The following is a 15,207-nucleotide window of genomic DNA, read 5'->3' as shown; positions in this document are numbered from 1 at the left end:
ATGATCTACCACGGTAACCGCTTCACCCTCCGCGCCGACGCCACCCCCGAGGCGATCGAGGAAGCCCTCGAGAGCCTGCGCAACCAGGGCCGGGTCATCCCCTCGGTGAAGTCCTTCGTCGTCGGCCCCGACTTCGGTGGCGAATACCAGTGGGGCGCGGTGTTCGTCATCGAGGACCTGGAAGGCTACTGGGAGTACCTGATCCACCCCGCCCACCGCAACACCGACCGCGTCGGCCTGCCGCTGGTCGACAAGTTCGCCTCCTTCGACATCACCGACGACGCGGATCCGGAGATGGGAAAGAAGATCGCCGAACTGCACCAGCGCCGCTACGACAGCGACCCGGAGCTGACCAAGCTGGTCTCCGATCTCGGCGAATACAGCGGTAGCGCGGCCCCCGGCGCGCACGGCGAGAAATAGTATCCGGCCCGAAGCCCCTGGCGGACAGATTGTCCGCCAGGGGCTTTCGCGTTGTCGCGGCTCTTTCCCCGGTGTTTCACCCGGCCGGGTGGACTCGGTGCTCGAGTGTCGAGACCGCGCGTGGGACGCCGATCAGCAGTGCGGCGAGCGCGGTGCGCGTGCCCGCGAGAGCTGCTGTGAAATCCGGGGTTTCGCCGGAGTAGATGCGTGCGGCCAGACCGAGTGCGGCAGCGGCGAGCGCCCCGCGTTGCAGGACCACGCCGGCATCGGCCTGCACTGTTCGATACCAGTGTGCTCCGGTGCCCGCGTGCAAGTCACCGACCGGCAGCAGGACCGCGGCTGCCTCGCCCACGATCGGCTGACATCGGATCGAATCGGCTATGCCGGAGGTGATTTCGACGAGGGCATGGTGCGCCGGGTGAAAACGGTACAGGCCCGGCGCGATCCCGTCGACTCGTGCGACAAGACAGTACAGCGCGGCACCGCGGCCGAATCCGGCCCAGCCGTCGGCGACCGCGCCGATCAGTCCGGCGAGTCGCGTCGATTCGATGACACGTGGACGGAACCCGTCGGCAGGGGAGGACCGGCCCGCTATGCCCGCGCCGACAGCCACTCGCACCTGGGGCAGCGGCAGTTCGGGCCCGTCCTCCATGGGATATGGAGCCGAGTCCTCGGGCAGCACACCCGAATTGCTGTGCAAGGCGGCCATGGCGGGAAGTTTGTCGGTGATAGCGGGGGATCGCTCCGCGGCGACCGCGGGGACCACGGCGATCAGCTCGCGGTATGTCGGGGCGTTCGCAGCCGTGGTGTCCTGGTCTACGAACATCATCGCCAGGGCGGCTTCCGCACGCGGATCGAGATCGAGCAGTTCGTGCACCTGGCCGTCGGCGAAATGTAACCGTGTGCCGACCGTGCTGCCGAGGCGGGCGGCCACCGCTGCTGCTTGAGCGGCGAGCACGCCGATCTCCTGTGTCTGCAATCGGTATCCGAACTCGCCGTACTTGAACCCGTTGCGCCAGAACCGCGCCGTGAGCACGAGCACTGCGGCCGGAAGAGGGCCTGGGGCCTCGGAAACCAGTGCGGCCAAGGCGGCTCGGTGATCGCCGGGCCGCACCAGTTCGAGGCAGTGATGTGCCGGATCGTAGTGGTAGAGGCCGGGTTCGGGTGTTCGCACGGCGACGTAGGCTTCCAGCGGATACAGCGCGCCACCCGACGGCGCGGACCTGCCGTGCTGGATCTTGAACGCGCCGGGGGTGGGTACGCCGTCGTGATCGACTATGGGAGTCCACACCAAGCGCGTGATACCGCACATGTCGAGCAGCAGGGCACCGATCAGCGAGGTAGCGGTCGTTTCGGCACCCCACGGCAGTTCGACCCGTGCGGCGTCGGGATAGCGTTTGTACCGTGCGGGGGCTGCGTTCCAGTCGATCGGCCCACGGGCGGGGCCGCGGCTGTGGTCCAGGAACGTGGTCAGCGCGGTACCGGTGTCGGCGTCCATGAGCTGCTCCCTCACGGGAAGGGGTGCGGATACGGATTGATCTCGTCCGCGCCGAGGTCGTGCTCGGCGTAGCCGAGAATCCTTGGTGCCGTACGGATGCGCGGCAGGCCATGATCGCGCCGGTTCCGGTGCCCGAATGTCATCGGCACCGTGCCGGGCACGAGAACCTTGGCGCAGGCGAATCCGCCCGCCCGGTGCTCCGCCGAGGTCTGATCGACGATCAGGACATCGAGCTCGCACGCGCGATACCGCTCGGCCAGGTGCACGAGATCCTGGGTGAGATCGCCGAATTCGGGCCAGGCGGCGGGCGGTATCGGCTGTCGGGGTCCGTCGAGGGGGAGGAAACCCAAGCGCGGGAAGGCGTCTGGATGGCCGTACAGGGTGCTGTGATCGTCCATGTCGCCGACCCGGTTGTCGTCGGCCACCATCTGCCGAGCAGATTCCGGATCGTAGCGGTCGACGAAGCCCTCCAACATGGTGAGCATTTCCTGTATTCCGTTCAGCAACGCGTGTTCCGGGAACACGTGCGCGGCGGCCCCGCAGAGGGCCACCGGCCTGTTCTCACCGGGCTTCTGGTCGACGGCCATCAGCCAGTACGCGGGGATGCGTGTCTCGGTCGTGCAGTCGAATGCCGCGACCTCGTAGCCGAATTCGTGCGCGACCAGATCAGCGAGCAACGGAATCCGCCGATCGGTCGCGGAATCCAGGTCCACGCGCGGTACCGGCAGCCGGGCGTACCAGGTGAGCAGGAACGCGTCCCGCTCGGTGACCTCCAGCAGCCCGTGCAGAGCCGCCTCGGCGAGCGAGCTGCCGACGGCGCAGCCATTGGACGTCTCGTAGGCGAAACGGCGGTCGTGCACGCCGTAGTACGCCAGGCACTCCGGCACCAGCACGGGCTCGGCACGCGCGAACGAATGGGCCCACACCCAAGGGATTTCCAGGTCTGGGCGGTAGCGATGGAACCAGAATCCGGGGGCGTCGTAGTGCGCGTCGGAGTACAGACCGAAGGCGCGGGGATCGATGGCTCGATCCGCGACCTCGGTATACGCGGCGCGGACGGTGGTGCGCCGGCCGCGTGGACGTTGTCCGCCGAGCCGTTCGAGCGCCTCGGCTACCGCGGCGGCCCTGGTCGCGTCGACGCCGAAGCCGCGACCGTACCCGTGGCTGCTCGCGGGGGACTGTTCGGATTCGATGGCGGCCCTGGACATCGGGGAGGTCGCGGTGGTCCAGGTGGTGAGTTCGCGGATCATCCCGGTGTCCGCGTCGACGTAGATCCGCTGCAGTTCGGGCAGTGCCGCGGTGAGGTCGCGGGTGCGCAGGCCACGCCGTCCGGCCTTCGGCGCGAACAGTTTTCGCGCGATTCCGGGATCGTCGCCGGGTAGGTCCGAGCAGACCGGGCACAGCGGATCGGCCATGACGGGGTGGGTTGTCGTGACCGCGGTTTCCAGATCCAGGCTCCACTGAACGGAAGTCGGCGCACCTGCCAGGAGCTTTTCCACCTCGGCGACGGCCAACGTCGCCGCGGCCGCCGCGGTGGTCTCCAGGAGCAGGGGGGAGGGTCGCCGGAGCAGGTCCGCGCCGAATCGCTCGGTCAGTGCCGCGCGTTGCCGTGCGTCGACGCGATTGTGCTCGCGTCGCCTGTCGGCGCAGGCCGGGCACCCTGGACGGCCCGGGAGGCTACCGGGTCCGACAAGGACGTGAGTGTGGTTCAGCCGCACCGGAAACCATGGCACCGTCCCCGGTGCGGCGGTCGGCGCCGAGGTGTCGTCGGCGACGACCAGTGCGTCGTACGGTGTTTCGTCGGCGGCGCGGACGCGGTGGCCGGTGGCGGTCACCGCGGCGCGTACCTCGGTGGCGAGCAGCCCCGCGCCGAGCACCGCGATGTCAAGCGGCATCGAGCACCACCCGGACGCAGTGCACAAGCGCGAGTTCATCGGCGAGTTCCACTGCGACAGTGGAGAATCCGGCCTCGCGCAGGGATTTGGCGAGGAGATCAGGGTGCTCGGACGTCCCCAGCGTCGCCGCGGCGCAGACGTCCGGATGTCCTTGCCAGGCCAGGAGAGCGCGCTCCATTCCGCCGCGGAGAGCGTCCTGCGCGGTGGTCGCGCAGCTCACCACTTCGTGACCGTGGGCCGTTCGGACCGCGTAGGCCGGGACGCCCAGTATGTCGCCCAGGTCCAGCACCGTCGTCTTGCTGCCGACTACGTCGAGCTGGTGAAGGAGTCGAACCCCGTTGTCGTCGAGCGGTATTCGATCGTCCGCGAGCGGCGACCGCGCTGTCCATTCCGCTCGGCGCTCGAGCAGCAGTGCCTCGCACTGCTGGCGCAGGCCCCACTCGACGGCGGCCGAGCGGGTGAGTCCGGCCGCGACGCCGATGGCCAGCGGATTCGCTCTGTCGCGTGCTGATCGCGCCGGCCGGGCGAGCGTCCGGCCGGTCACGAGATCCACGGCCGAGATCGCAGGTGCGGTGAGCCAGGCGTGCACGGCCAGTGCGCGCAGCACCGTACGGGTGCGGGACGTGTGTTGATCGGGACCCCACCCGGTCACCGAAGGAAGGGAAGCCGGGAACGGGATCACCTCGGCCGGATCGGAGACCGTCGCCCGGCAGTGCGAGAGCGGGAACTGCGGCAGGTCACCCTCGCCGAAAGCGGAGAGCGCGCCCGTGTACTCGTCGACGAGCAGTGCTGCCCTGGTGAGCAGTTCGTCAGGAGTTGCTGCGAGGTTGTCGTATCGCCCGGGCGGGGGTGAATCATGTTCGGCGACAGCGTGAATCGGTGTGACGCGGTGCACCGTCATGTCCAGGGTGCGCAAATCTACCCGGGTCACTCGCGGTCCGCCGGGCGTAGGCGCGGGCAGCGCGGACAACCCGGTGCGGTGGCGGAAGACGCCCAGCACCAGGTGCGCCGCCAGTATCGCGGGCACCGGTCCGGTCAGCCAGCGGTTCGGGCCCGGCGCGGTCGGGCCTCGACGATTGGCCCGCAGACGTTTCCAGCAGGAGATGTCGGCGGGCGTACCGGCCTCGGTGATCCAGGCTTCTTCGCTGCCGATCAGCAGCTGTGCGAGCGCCACGTCATCCGGGCACTGCTGCGCGAACGACGTCAATTCCGCTGTGGTGTCTGCGATTTGCAGTACAACATCGGTATCCCGCAATTCCGGATCCGGGGTCAGGGCGACTCGCTGGTGCTCGTCCCGTCGTGCGGTGTCGACGGCGCGCAGCACCTCGTCCTCCGCCCGCCCGGCCGTGCCGACGCAGACATTCGCCCAGCCCGACCGCACCCCGGCCGCGACGACCGCGGTGACGACGCGCTCGGTGCCCGCCGAACCGAGCACGGTCACCCGCGCCTCCCGGTGACGTTGGAACCGGTGTTCCGGTGCATCGATCGCGCAGGCGAGAAAGGCGATCTCGCGCGCGTAGATACGCAGGTCCGCCTCGGAAAGATGGTGCGGTAGATCGCCTTGCGCGTCGGTCACGAATCCGTGCTCGTGCAGCGCCGACACCATGCCCTCGACCGTCGAGCGCTGTTCGGCGGGTAACGCGGCGGTCAGCTCCTCCAGTTCGAACGAGCCGTTCAGATACGGTTCGAGGCGGCTGAGCCAGTCGAAGGCCCGAGCGCCGCGTAACGTGCGTGCGCCGCGATCGCCGAACAGATACACCCCGTCGGGACAGGCCACATAGCGCACGGCCGGGTGCAAGCGTGGACGCATACCGGACTCCTTTCGCCTCCTGAAGCACGATCACACGTACGCCGGTGACACCGACAGAGCACGAATTCCCGAACAGACGGGAAATGTTCCCGGCCGCACTCGACCGGTGACCCGGGAATTCTTCCCGGCCCCGCCGGGAGTGCTGCCCTGTCGGAAGGGAAAGCGCGGCAGGCATATTCGAAGTTCCTGCACGAATCCAACCAGGAGAGGACCGGCACATGCCCATCACCTCGGCGAATCTCGCCCTCGAATTACTGAATCTCGAACCCGAAAATCTGACCATGACCGACGACCGCTCGGTTCCTACCGGCCTGATCCCGCCCTGCGACTGCTCCGCCTGTTGCACCTGTGGCTACTGCGTGTGCAGCACCTGCGGTCGCGACACGAGCAATCCCCTCGACGGGCTCGAAGCGTAGGTCTGCCGAGACAGATCCCCCGGTAGCGCTTACCGGGGGATCACTCGGTGGACAGCACACCGTCGAGCGTCTGCCGGATGCCCGCGAGGGGTTGGGCGAGGTCCAAGGATATGAAGCGGAGTCGGTGGCCCTGAATGGTCACCGACTCGGCGATAGGTGTTCGTCCCGCGGTGGTGACGAAAAGCAGCACACCCTCGGCGTCGGGCTGAGGCTGGGACATCAGATACGCGTAGAGCTGGTAGAGGTATTCGCTCTTGACGCGGATCTTGCCGTAGTGCTCGGTCAACCCGTCGGTGAACTTCGTCTCGATGATGATGCGGCGAGCGGTTTTCCGATGCGCCAGCACAGTGTCCGTGCGCATTTCCGGCAGTAGGGCGGCACCGGCATCGTTCGAGCGATGGTCCCAGCGAAGTTTCGGTGCGGTGACGGTCCAGTCCGCCGAATTCAAATGCCGGCGGTAGTAATTGCGGATCGCCTTCTCGAAAAGCGTGCGCAGGCGACCATGCGCGCCGGTGTCGATTTCCGGCAGGTGGATGTGGCCGGGCTCGTGCACCGGCAGGGCCATGTCCTCGACCAGTCTGGCCAAGGACAGCAGATGCTGGTCGGCCCGATCATGGGTGCCGACCCGGTCGCGGGACAGTTCCGCGCGGGTGGGTGCCCGGGTGCCCACACCGAGCCGGGACAGGGCGAACGCGGCGGCGGTGCAGCGGTGCGCGAGTTCCTCGCTCTGCACGAGCGTCGCCGACTTGCGCAGGACCGCAGCGATATACCGGTTGCGCGGGGTGTCGACGATCAACTCGGTGAAGCGGCAGGCGACCGTGCCCCGGTCGAGCAGGCGACGACCCTCGGTGCGCAGGTGGTCGATGCGTCCGCGCACACGGGTGAGATCGGCTGCGCGATCCCGGTATTGGGGAGTGAGCTGCCTGCGCAGCCGCGCTTCGACATCGCCGGCGAAGAGCTCGACGATGACGTCGGAGAGGTGGTCGTCGCGGTCGCCGCCGAGCACCGCCGCGCGTCGGCCGGTGGACAGTTGGTCGAGCAAACCCGACTCGTAGATGAGCAGGAACCAGAGGCTGCGCACCGGAATGCGCGTCTTCTTCTCGCCTACGACGAGCACGTCAGGCCTTCAACCGGGCGACCGCGTCGTCCGCGGTGGCCGGTTCGTCGAACCAGTATTCGCGCAACAGCGGCTCGATCTCACTCTCCACCACGCCGAGGAACCACCGCCATCCGTCGGATTGGGGTTCGTTCGGGGTGAAGAAGCTGTGGCCGATCCGGAACGAGGGGCCGAGCATCCGATGCTCGGCGATGGTGGTGTTCAACGCGGCCACCCGGTCGTGGATCCGGCCGACGAGGTCGCCGGACATCGGCAGCTTCGAGCGCAACTCCGCCGCCCACGCCTCGGTGAACGCGGGAGCCAGCGTTTCGAAGGCGAACCGGCGGCGCAGCGCGAAATCGACCAGGGCCAACGACCGGTCCGCGAGGTTCATCGTGCCGATCAGATACAGGTTGTCGGGCAGGTGGTAGCGCTCGCCGGGGACGGACGAATACGAGAGTTCGAGTGCGTCGTGCTCGCTCCGTTTGGTCGCCTCGATGAGGGTCAGCATCTCGCCGAAGGCCTGCGCGGGGTTGCCGCGGTTGATCTCCTCGATCACCAGCACGTGCGGGATATCGGGTTGCCGCCGTGCGCGTTCCGCGTGGGTGAGCAACGGGCCGTCGACGAGATCCAGCCGGCCCGAGCCGTCCTCGGTCGTCACCGGTCGCCAACCCCGCACGAAGTCCTCGTAGGACGTATTCGGATGGAACTGCACCGACCGAATCGCCTCGGGGGACTGCGATCCGATCAGCGCGTAGGCCAATCGCCGTGCGAGCCAGGTCTTTCCGGTGCCCGGCGCACCTTGCAGCACGAGGTTCTTCTTGCTCGACCACCGCGCCAGCATCTGCCGCAATGCCTCGGCGGAATGGAAGCAGCCGTCCGCGACGATCTCGGCCACGGTGTACGGCGTGGCTTCGACTGCGTCGTCGTCGCTTTCGGCGGCGACCTCCGCCGTGACCACCGGGTCGCCAGCGGTGTCGGTCTGCCACATCTCCCGCCACGGTGACAGGTAGTAGTCCACCGGCGCACCGGTCGCCGCGAGCACCGCGTCGTCGATGGCTCGCAGGTCGCGATCGAGATCGTCGGTGCCGCCGGACGGGAGATAGGCCGAGGCCAGGCCGTCGCGCAACGCGGTCCGGTGGGCGCCGGACACGATCGGCAGAAAGTATTCGGGGTGGAAGAGGTACAGCAGTGCTTGTCGTTGCGCGGGTTCGCGCGGGCCGGGCGCGCCGCGGACGATGGCACGGCAGGCGAACGGATCGGCTCGGGCGGCCTGTCGCTGTGCGAGGTCGTGGCTCTTGAAGTACTCGGCGAACTCCACCAGGTACGCCAGCTGTGCCCAGCGTCTGCTGTTGAACGCGCGGCCACCGTTGAAGACGCCGTCCTGGAAGGCCTCGAGGACTTCGTCGGGTATGCCCACCGGCTCGTCGAGCGGCTCCAGTATCCGCTCGACGGCCCGAATCTTGGTGGTGGGCAACAGGTTAACCAGCGGTAGCACGTTCAGGGTGTAGATCTCGGCGAACAGTTGCCGTGCGGGCGGACCGATCTCGGCGAGCTGGTGCTCGAGTTTGGCGACGAAGGAGGCGCCGGAGGCATCCGGTGCGTCCACGTACGCACGATGCAACTCGGCTAGATGTTCCGGTGTCCAGATCGCGCGCCCCGGTGTGAACAGCGAATCGTCGTCCACCAGGCAGCGCCGCATGATCGTCCGTGCCACCGCCTCGACCTGTACTGAACCCAACCGTCCCAGCGAGAGCTTCTCCTCGGCCACCGGCCAATTCTGACCCATCCGGTCGCGTCGACTGGGCGAATCTCTGGGACCGGGGCGCGTCGGACCGAACCCTGAGAACAGCATGTGACCACAGTCACAATTTGATGACGGCGGGAAAGATTCCGTTGGAAACCTTTTCATATGCTTTGCGAAGTCTTTACTATTGTCCAGACCTTCGCGTCACTCGGGTTTGCCGCTCTGGGGCGGTTGAGCTTCGCCCGCTGCTCGCTTTCGATGCCAGTACATGTTCCACCGATGAACCGGGACGGCGTGCGTTCGCCCGGCGAAGGAGAAATATGTCCACCGACACCGATCCTGCACCACGGACGTTGCCGCGCACGACCTCTTTACCTGCACGCCTGGCCGTTCTCGGCCGCCACGATCTGCCCGCTTCGATCGTGGTTTTCCTTGTCGCACTGCCCCTTTCCCTCGGTGTCGCGGTCGCCTCCGGTGCGCCGGTCGCCGCCGGGCTGATCGCCGCCGTGGTCGGCGGCGTGGTCGCCGGTCTGCTCGGCGGCTCGGCGGTGCAGGTGAGCGGGCCCACCGCCAGTCTCACCGTGATCGTCGCCGAGAGTGTGCACCAATTCGGCTGGGCTGCCACGTGTTTCATCACCGTCGGCGCCGGCCTCCTGCAGATCCTGTTCGGGCTCAGCCGGATAGCGCGTGCCGCGCTGGCGATCGCGCCGGTGGTGGTGCACGCGCTGCTGGCCGGCATCGGCGTGATCATCGCGCTGCAGCAGGTACATGTGCTGCTGGGTGGCGCCTCGCTCAGCTCCTCGTTCGACAGCCTCGTGCAGCTGCCGCACCAGCTGATGTCGGTGCACAGCGGCGACCTGGTGATCGGCCTGGTGGTGATCGTGATCCTGGTCGGCTGGAAGTTCCTGCCGCGTCAGGTCCGGTCGGTCCCCGGGCCGCTGGTCGCGGTGGTGGTCGCGACCGTGCTGTCGCTGGTCTTGCCCGCCCAGGTGGAGCGGCTGGTGCTCAACGGTTCGCTGCTGGACGCGATCGGTCTGCCCGCGGTGCCCTCGGGCACGTGGACGGCGATCGCGCTGACCATGGTGACGATCGCGCTCATCGCCAGCGTGGAAACCCTGCTCTCGGCCGTCGCCGTGGACAAACTGCGCCCCGGCAGCGCGACCAACCTCGACCGGGAACTGATCGGGCAGGGCACGGCGAACGCGGTGTCCGGCATGCTCGGCGGCCTGCCGATCGCCGCGGTGATCGTCCGCAGCATCACCAACGCGAACGCGGGCGCGCAGACCAGGGCGGCGACCGTGCTGCACGGGATCTGGATCCTGCTGTTCGCGGTCGCGTTCGCCGGTCTGGTCCAGCAGATCCCGAAGGCGGCGCTGGCCGGCCTGCTGATCCTGATCGGCGTGCAGCTGGTCAAGCTGGCGCACATCCGGCTGGCCCGGCGCACCGGTGATCTCTACGTCTACGTCGCGACGGTGCTCAGCGTGGTGTTCCTGAATCTGTTGGTGGGCATGGTGATCGGGCTCGTGCTCTCGTTCGCACTGCTGCTGTGGCGGGTGGTCCGGGTGACGATCGCCGCCGCGCCGGTGGCCGGTACCCGCCGCTGGGTGGTCACCATCGACGGCACCTGCACCTTCCTCGCGCTGCCGAAGCTGAGCGCCGAGCTGGCGAAGGTGCCCGCGGGCGCGGACGTGACCGTCGAGATGACCGTGGACTTCCTCGATCATGCCTCCTACGAGCGGATCACCGAGTGGGCCGCGCGCCGCGAAGCCGAGGGCGGCGCAGTCGAATTCGTCGAGATCGGTAGCGCGCGGATGGCAACGGCGACCGCCGGGCCGCCCGAGCGCGGCCACTCCAGGAAGGTGCTCGATCAGGCGATCGGGCCGTGGCGGCGCAGCGGCAACCGGGAGGATCCGATCACGGCCGGCATCGCCGCCTATCACCGCGGGCACGCGCACCTGCTGCGGCCGCACCTGGCGGGCCTGCAGCATCGGCCCGACGCCGACTCGTTCTTCCTGACCTGCGCCGATGCGCGCGTGGTCCCGAACGTCATCACCAACAGCGGCCCCGGCGACCTGTTCACCGTCCGCAACGTGGGCAATCTGGTGCCGACCGCGGGCAGTGACGTCTCGGTGGAGGCCGCGCTCATCTACGCGTTGGAGAAGCTGGACGTGCGGGCCGTCGTGGTGTGCGGGCACTCCGGCTGCGGCGCGATGGAGGCGCTGTACCGTGACGTGCGGACCGGCCCCGGCCTGGGGGACTGGCTGGCGCACGCGCGGCCCAGCCTCGACCGGTTCCGGCTCGGGCATCCGGTGGCCGAGGCGGCGGCCTTCGCCGGCTTCGGGGAGGTGGACCAGCTCGGCATGGTGAACGTCGCGGTGCAGCTGGAGACGTTGCACGCCCATCCCGCAGTCCGGCAGGGGATCGAGGAGCGCGGCGTCGCGGTCTCGGGCTTGTTCTTCGACCTGGCCACCGCCCGGGTGATCGAGGTGACCGTGGACGGCATCGCGGAGTTCGACGATGAGGGGCGCCGTGTCGCCGCACAGCCGGTGTAACCCCCGAGACGGGCCTCGATACCGCCTTCGCAAGCTTGTGAGGCAGGCCATAGCCCTGGGAGCTGCGAATTTACGCATAGTTTGCGTGGTTCTCAGGCTTTGCTAAGTCTTTACTAATAATCTTGATTCGGTTTACATCCCGACCCGTTGCCGTGTCGGGAGAGCTGCTTCACCGCGAGAATGCCGGTTCGCGGTCGCTTGCCCTGCTGGACATTTGATCGTCAACCGACCTCGGTCTCCGGACCGGGTTCGGCGAAGGAGAAGTCATGGCTGTCGATAACGATTTAGCCCCACCGATGTCACCGCCAGTCCCCGCGGGCTCGGGTCGAAGTTCCGGACAGATGTCCGAACGTGTCCAATCGATTCTGCGCCATGACGTGCCCGCCTCGATTGTGGTCTTCCTGGTCGCGCTGCCGCTGTCCCTCGGCATCGCCCTCGCCTCCGGTGCGCCGGTCATGGCGGGTCTCATCGCCGCCGTCATCGGCGGCATCGTCGCCGGCCTGTTCGGCGGCTCCGTGCTCCAGGTGAGCGGCCCCGCGGCCGGCCTCACCGTCGTGGTTGCCGAGTCCATCAGCCAATTCGGCTGGAAGGTAACCGGTTTCATCGTCGTCGCGGCCGGTGTGCTGCAAATCCTGTTCGGCCTCAGCCGGATCGCGCGCGCCGCACTGGCCGTCGCGCCGGTGGTGGTGCACGCGATGCTCGCCGGTATCGGTATCACCATTGCGCTGCAACAGATTCACGTGCTGCTGGGCGGTTCGTCGCACAGCTCCGCGTGGAAGAACATCACCCAGCTGCCCGGGCAGCTGATGTCGCTGCACGGTGGCGACGCGTTCATCGGCGTGGTGGTCATCGCGATCATGCTGGGCTGGAAGTACATGCCCGCCAAGGTGCGCGCCGTGCCCGGACCGCTGGTCGCGGTGGTCGCGGCCACCCTGCTCGCCATGGTGCTGCCGACCGGCGCCGAGCGAATCGTGTTGAACGGCTCGCTGTTCGACGCGATCGGCCTGCCGGAACTGCCGCGCGGCGACTGGTCGGCCGTGGTGCTGATGATCATCACCATCGCTCTGATCGCCAGCGTGGAGAGCCTGCTCTCCGCCGTCGCGGTGGACAAGATGCACTCCGGTCGGCGTACCAACTTCGACCGCGAGCTGATCGGTCAGGGTTCGTCCAACGTGCTCTCGGGCCTGCTCGGCGGCCTCCCGGTGACCGGCGTGATCGTGCGCTCCGCCACCAACGTGCAGGCGGGTGCGCGCAGTCGCGCCTCCGCGGTGCTGCACGGCGTCTGGATCCTGGTGTTCTCGGTGGCCCTGGCCGCCGTGGTGCAGCAGATCCCGAAGGCGGCACTGGCCGGCCTGCTGATCGTCATCGGTACGCAGCTGGTCAAACTCGCCCATATCCGGCTTGCCCGGCGGACCGGTGATCTGCTCGTCTACTCCGCCACCATCGCCGGCGTGGTGTTCCTGAACCTGCTCGAGGGCGTGCTGATCGGCCTCGCGCTGGCGTTCGGGCTGCTGCTGTGGCGCGTGGTGCGGGTCGCCATCAACGCCCGGCAGATCCCGGGCTCGCAACGCTGGATGATCACCATCGACGGTTCCTGCACGTTCCTCGCGCTGCCGAAGCTGTCCGCGGAGTTCATGAAGGTGCCCTCGGACGCCGACGTCACCGTCGAGATGACCGTCGACTTCCTCGATCACGCCGCGTTCGAGGCCATCGAGGACTGGGTGCGCCAGCAGGAAAGCAACGGCGGCAGTGTCGATTTCGTGGAGATCGGCAGTGCCCGGATGGAGCACGCCACCTCGGGTCCGCCGTCGCGCAGTTTCGGCCGCGCGGTGTTGAGCGACATCCTCGGTCCATGGCGGCGCGACGAGCACGACGACCCGATCGCGGCCGGCGTCGCGGCCTACCACCGCAGCCATGCGCACGTGGTGCGGCCGCATCTGGACGAGCTGGTGCACAGCCAGGATCCGGATTCGTTCTTCCTCACCTGCGCCGACTCGCGCATCGTGCCGAACATGATCACCAACAGCGGGCCCGGTGACCTGTTCACCGTCCGCAATGTGGGCAATCTCGTTCCGGCCGTGGGTGATCCGTCGGTCGACGCGGCGCTCGTCTTCGCGCTGGAGGAGCTGAACGTGCGCTCGATCGTGGTCTGCGGTCACTCGTCGTGCGGCGCCATGAAGGCACTGCATTCGGGCGCGCAGGCGGGTCCGGAGATCGACAAGTGGCTCGCCCATGCCCGGCCCAGCCTGGACCGGATGCACCGGGGTCATCCGGTGGCGGTGGCCGCGGCGCGGGCCGGCTTCAACGAGGTCGATCAGCTCAGCATGGTGAACGTCGCGGTGCAGTTGGAGAACCTGCAGCGGCACCCGGCCGTGCGCAGGGCGGTCGAGGAGCGCGGGGTCACCGTGTCCGGCCTGTTCTTCGATATCGCCAGCGGGCGGGTCATCGAGGTGACCGAGCACGGCCTGGCGCACATCGATGACGAAGCGGGCCAGCGGGTCATGCCCGAACTGGTCTGATCGCAGGAGCATCGAACCCGCCCGGCGGCACCGGGCGGGTTCGACGCGTTCGGGCCGCCCTGGCGCGGCCCGCCGACTCGTAAGCTGAGAAAGATGACCGCGGAGCTGGAAACCCGACCAACAGGCTGGCGCGCCTTCCGTGCCCGCGTCGCCGAGCGCCCTACGCTGAACCTGGTCTACCGGATCGGGGTCGCGCTGGCCGGTGCCGCGGTGCTCGCGCTCGGGATCCTGGCGATTCCGTACCCCGGACCCGGCTGGGCGATCGTCTTCGCCGGACTTGGCATCCTCGCCACCGAATTCGCCTGGGCGCGCCGGGCCCTCGGCTGGCTACGCGACAAGTACCGGCAGGGTATGGCGTGGTATTCCGAACGGGGTCTCGCCATGCGGGTGTTCGCGGCGGCCGCCACCTTCGCGCTGGTCGTCGTGACGCTCTGGATATTGGGCACGTTCGGGATGGTCGGCAGCTGGATCGGAGTCGAGTGGCAATGGTTACGCAGTCCCCTGAAGTGGTGAACACCGTCCCCGGGCGCACGTTGACCGAGCCGCAGTGGCTGGCGGCGCGGATCGCGGAGATGGGGCATTCCTGGGGGACCACCTCGCCGCGGATCGCGGGCACGCTGTGGTGGTGCATGGTCTCGTCCGCGCTCGTCGAGCAGGTCGCCCGCGCCTACGCGCAGGGGCGGCCCGCGGTGGAACCGGTGCTGGACCGGTTCGACTGCGAGGTCCGGCCCGACGGCGGGGTGGAGCGCATTCACGTGCTCGCCGAGCCGGACGCCGCGACCGAGCCCGGTGCGGCGCTGCGGGAAACCCTTGCGGCCGTGATCGGTCCGGTCGCCGAGGTATCGGGCGCCGGCGTGCCTGCCCTGTGGGCGATCGTCGCCGACGCGGTCGGGAACCGGGCACTGGACGCCGGCGACGGCGCGGCGGGCGGCCGGCTGGCGGCCGCGATCGGCGGCAAGCTGCCGGCGCCCCGGTTCGTCGAGATCGGCGGCCGCACATTCGTCAAACGGATCTCCTGCTGCCTCGTCTACGAGGTCCCCAGTTGTGAGATGTGCACCAGCTGCCCCAAGCGGCCCGCCGCCGAGCGCACCGCCATGCTGGAGCGCCTGGCCGGGGAGAATTGACGTGCCCGCCTGATCAATTGCACGACTGTCGGTCCGCAATGCAAAGATTGGACGCGCCCAGTAACCGGCGCAAGACGTGGGAAGCCGGGCTAGCTAGCATGGTCGCGCCGGGACAACTGCTGTCCCGGCC

At 68.4% G+C, this 15,207-nt stretch carries 10 protein-coding genes; 5 read left to right on the top strand and 5 right to left on the bottom strand.

Going from position 1 to position 15,207, the window contains the following annotated elements; translation table 11 throughout:
* Positions 1 to 420 (top strand): Dabb family protein, encoded by a 420-nt coding sequence (locus O3I_RS29145; protein ID WP_014986605.1) that lies wholly within the window; start codon positions 1 to 3, stop codon positions 418 to 420.
* A gap of 76 nt (positions 421 to 496) precedes the next feature.
* Here O3I_RS29145 and O3I_RS29140 read toward each other — a convergent pair whose 3' ends face one another.
* The 5 genes from O3I_RS29140 to O3I_RS29115 all read right to left on the bottom strand — a co-directional run bounded on the left by O3I_RS29140 (position 497) and on the right by O3I_RS29115 (position 8,906).
* Entirely contained in the window at positions 497 to 1,918 is a 1,422-nt protein-coding gene (locus O3I_RS29140; RefSeq protein WP_014986604.1) for a SagB family peptide dehydrogenase, read from the bottom strand.
* Between the two features lie 11 nt (positions 1,919 to 1,929).
* A complete protein-coding gene (locus O3I_RS29135; protein WP_014986603.1) occupies positions 1,930 to 3,813 on the bottom strand; it encodes a TOMM precursor leader peptide-binding protein in 1,884 nt (627 codons plus the stop codon).
* Positions 3,803 to 5,623 carry a hypothetical protein gene (locus O3I_RS29130; protein ID WP_014986602.1) on the bottom strand — a complete coding sequence of 607 codons (1,821 nt, stop codon included), beginning with the start codon at positions 5,621 to 5,623 and terminating at the stop codon, positions 3,803 to 3,805. The genes O3I_RS29135 and O3I_RS29130 overlap by 11 nt, the downstream gene beginning before the upstream one ends.
* Positions 5,624 to 6,079: 456 nt before the next feature.
* Positions 6,080 to 7,156, bottom strand: coding sequence for a 5-methylcytosine restriction system specificity protein McrC (locus O3I_RS29120; RefSeq protein ID WP_014986600.1), 1,077 nt, complete (start codon positions 7,154 to 7,156; stop codon positions 6,080 to 6,082).
* 1 nt (position 7,157) lies between these two features.
* Positions 7,158 to 8,906 (bottom strand): McrB family protein, encoded by a 1,749-nt coding sequence (locus tag O3I_RS29115; RefSeq protein WP_237748149.1) that lies wholly within the window; start codon positions 8,904 to 8,906, stop codon positions 7,158 to 7,160.
* A gap of 296 nt (positions 8,907 to 9,202) precedes the next feature.
* Here O3I_RS29115 and O3I_RS29110 point away from each other — a divergent pair, with 296 nt between their 5' ends.
* The 4 genes from O3I_RS29110 (at position 9,203) to O3I_RS29095 (ending at position 15,077) form a co-directional block, all read left to right on the top strand.
* Positions 9,203 to 11,434, top strand: coding sequence for a SulP family inorganic anion transporter (locus O3I_RS29110; RefSeq protein WP_014986598.1), 2,232 nt, complete (start codon positions 9,203 to 9,205; stop codon positions 11,432 to 11,434).
* A 266-nt stretch (positions 11,435 to 11,700) separates the two neighbouring features.
* Positions 11,701 to 13,953, top strand: a complete 2,253-nt coding sequence (locus tag O3I_RS29105) for a SulP family inorganic anion transporter (RefSeq protein ID WP_041562947.1) — start codon at positions 11,701 to 11,703, stop codon at positions 13,951 to 13,953.
* A 93-nt stretch (positions 13,954 to 14,046) separates the two neighbouring features.
* Positions 14,047 to 14,466, top strand: a complete 420-nt coding sequence (locus tag O3I_RS29100; RefSeq protein WP_014986596.1) for a TIGR02611 family protein — start codon at positions 14,047 to 14,049, stop codon at positions 14,464 to 14,466.
* Positions 14,463 to 15,077 carry a (2Fe-2S)-binding protein gene (locus O3I_RS29095; protein ID WP_141691742.1) on the top strand — a complete coding sequence of 205 codons (615 nt, stop codon included), beginning with the start codon at positions 14,463 to 14,465 and terminating at the stop codon, positions 15,075 to 15,077. Before O3I_RS29100 ends, O3I_RS29095 begins: the two co-directional genes overlap by 4 nt.
* Positions 15,078 to 15,207: the final 130 nt, after the last annotated feature.

Source organism: Nocardia brasiliensis ATCC 700358 (assembly GCF_000250675.2).
In the GTDB taxonomy this organism is placed as follows: domain Bacteria; phylum Actinomycetota; class Actinomycetes; order Mycobacteriales; family Mycobacteriaceae; genus Nocardia; species Nocardia brasiliensis_B.
Note: the sequence above shows the minus strand (reverse complement) of the source record. Positions and strands in the feature narration are given on the sequence as shown.

Bases quoted from the DNA above. Each gene is read 5' to 3' on its own strand.
- O3I_RS29145 (WP_014986605.1), top strand. From the start codon at position 1: ATGATCTACCACGGTAACCGCTTCACCCTCCGCGCCGACGCCACCCCC.
- O3I_RS29140 (WP_014986604.1), bottom strand. From the start codon at position 1,918: ATGGACGCCGACACCGGTACCGCGCTGACCACGTTCCTGGACCACAGC.
- O3I_RS29135 (WP_014986603.1), bottom strand. From the start codon at position 3,813: ATGCCGCTTGACATCGCGGTGCTCGGCGCGGGGCTGCTCGCCACCGAG.
- O3I_RS29130 (WP_014986602.1), bottom strand. From the start codon at position 5,623: ATGCGTCCACGCTTGCACCCGGCCGTGCGCTATGTGGCCTGTCCCGAC.
- O3I_RS29110 (WP_014986598.1), top strand. From the start codon at position 9,203: ATGTCCACCGACACCGATCCTGCACCACGGACGTTGCCGCGCACGACC.
- O3I_RS29105 (WP_041562947.1), top strand. From the start codon at position 11,701: ATGGCTGTCGATAACGATTTAGCCCCACCGATGTCACCGCCAGTCCCC.
- O3I_RS29100 (WP_014986596.1), top strand. From the start codon at position 14,047: ATGACCGCGGAGCTGGAAACCCGACCAACAGGCTGGCGCGCCTTCCGT.